Source organism: uncultured Nitrosomonas sp. (genome assembly GCF_902826915.1).
Classification (GTDB): domain Bacteria; phylum Pseudomonadota; class Gammaproteobacteria; order Burkholderiales; family Nitrosomonadaceae; genus Nitrosomonas.
Genome location: NZ_CADEGP010000129.1, coordinates 1 through 2,231 on the forward strand (window position 1 = coordinate 1; position 2,231 = coordinate 2,231).

At 37.9% G+C, this 2,231-nt stretch carries 1 protein-coding gene and 1 pseudogene; one reads left to right on the forward strand and one right to left on the reverse strand.

Going from position 1 to position 2,231, the window contains the following annotated elements; translation table 11 throughout:
* The first annotated feature begins 247 nt into the window (after window positions 1-247).
* A complete protein-coding gene (locus tag QZV86_RS13670) occupies window positions 248-1,738 on the forward strand; it encodes a DEAD/DEAH box helicase (protein WP_295629278.1) in 1,491 nt (496 codons plus the stop codon).
* A gap of 87 nt (window positions 1,739-1,825) precedes the next feature.
* Here QZV86_RS13670 and QZV86_RS13675 read toward each other — a convergent pair.
* A pseudogene (locus QZV86_RS13675) lies at window positions 1,826-1,993 on the reverse strand (IS3 family transposase); the annotation flags it as partial.
* Between the last annotated feature and the right edge of the window lie 238 nt (window positions 1,994-2,231).

A 2,231-nucleotide genomic window follows, 5' to 3' on the forward strand; every position in this document is an offset into this window, starting at 1 on the left:
ATGACGAAAGTGATGACGAGGACGAAAATGATGATGAGGAATAATTCGCTTCTTGTGGTAAGTTTTTATCATAACCTATCCTTGTGGAATAGATAGCATTTGAACTTCAATGAGGTTAAGAGAGTGGTTTAAGAAAGAACCTGCATGTGTTTCGTGCAGGTTCTTTTTGCATTTATGAAAATTAAAATTGTGGATCTTTTACTTTACTTGATTGAATATAAAATTAAAGAGGTAGTGACTGTAATATATGAGTAGTAATAATATCTCATTTGAACAACTTGGTTTATCAACTGATTTGTTACGAGCTATATCTGATCAGGGATATACAACGCCTACCCCAATTCAGCAACAAGCAATACCCGTAATCCTGCAAGGTTGTGACGTGATGGGTGGAGCTCAGACTGGCACAGGTAAAACAGCAGGTTTTACCCTTCCTATGTTGCAAAAATTAGAGGGTTACGCTAATAGTAGTACATCACCTGCAAAACATCCAATACGTGCATTAATTTTGGTGCCGACTAGAGAGCTTGCAGTACAAGTTTATGAGAGTGTCAAAACGTATGGAAAGTATGTGACATTAAAATCAACGGTGATCTATGGTGGTGTAAGCATCGACGCTCAAATTGCTGCTATACGTTCTGGTGTGGAAATTCTGGTAGCAACACCAGGGCGGTTGTTGGACCATCTCCAGCAAAGAAATTTGATGCTTTCAAAAGTTGAAATGTTGATTCTTGATGAAGCGGATCGAATGTTGGATATGGGATTCTTACCAGATATTAAGCAAATTATTCAGATGCTACCCGATCAACGACAGAATTTGATGTTTTCTGCAACGTTTTCCGAAGAGATTAAGAAACTTGCAGGGAAAATTTTGAAAAATCCGACATTGATTGAGGTGGCCAGGAAGAATTCAGTCAGCGATTTAATTTCTCATGTAGTTTACTATTTGGAACCAATAGGTAAGCAGGAATTTTTAATTGATATGATCAAGAAAAATAACTTGCAGCAAGTTTTGATTTTTACACGTACTAAACATGGAGCAGATCGTTTAGCACAAAAATTAAATAGTCGAGAGATCCTAAGTTCAGCGATACATGGCGATAGAAATCAACTGCAACGAACCCAAGCTCTGGATAATTTTAAATGTGGTTTAATTCGAGTCCTCGTTGCGACTGATGTTGCGGCACGTGGTCTTGATATTGAAGAATTGACTCATGTGATTAATCTTGAGCTACCCAATAATCCTGAAGATTATATACATCGCATTGGAAGAACAGGACGTGCGGGAGCTAAAGGACTCGCGATTTCTTTTGTAAGCAGAGAAGAGATTAGCTTGTTAGATGGTATAGAAAAATTGTTAGGGATTAAAATTAAAGTAGAGGAAAGTAATTTCGGATTAAAAAATCAGCAGCCTGAGTATTTGGATAAAAAGAAACCAATTGATGAACAAAAAGATAAACGGAGCGTTTCATCTGCCCAGTCTAAAAATATAGACCCTGCGGTAAAAAAGGCTCCGAGAACCTTCTCCTTGAGGAAAGAATCTTTATCTAAGAGACCAAGAAGGACTGATAAAATAGAAGATCCGCTGTTTTCACAACCTTATATATCGAAATATTCTGATTTGCTATCAGCGGAAGTAGGAGCTGGCAAATTCGCTAACAAAAATATTCATAAACAATATTCTAGTAAAACATTGCCTGCTTTGTTTATTCCGCCTGTAGTCAGTAAACAGAAATAAACTAGATTGCGCAAGCATGCTTATTTTCTTTACATATCTGATGTTAGGTTAATGTGATATGTGCTGTCAAAGATGGAGTCCATTGGTTTAAGCGGCAAGCAAATTTGGATAGTATTGCTGCGTAAATTGTGCTGGTGACAAATAGCCTAGTCTTTTCTGTTTTCTCTGCCGGTTATAGAAGATTTCTATAAATTCGTTAATCTCCTGAATGGCTTGTTGTCGTGTTTTGAATCTCCGATGATGCACCACTCGGTTTTAAGTAGTCAGTCCTGCAAAACGCTTGGAGACCCTATAAATATTGGAATTCATGCGAATTAGTAAACGCTGAGATCCCTGGGAAATTATAATATAGGCATCAAAACCTGAGGGAATTAGGGGAAATTTAAATGCCGACTGATGATTTTTTTCGTGCACGTCTCGACTGAATCGCTCCCGATATTCCGGAGACATGTTTTCTTGAATCAAGCTGCATCAGCTGACTCTTCCTGTTGGC

Bases quoted from the DNA above. Each gene is read 5' to 3' on its own strand.
- QZV86_RS13670 (WP_295629278.1), top strand. From the start codon at position 248: ATGAGTAGTAATAATATCTCATTTGAACAACTTGGTTTATCAACTGAT.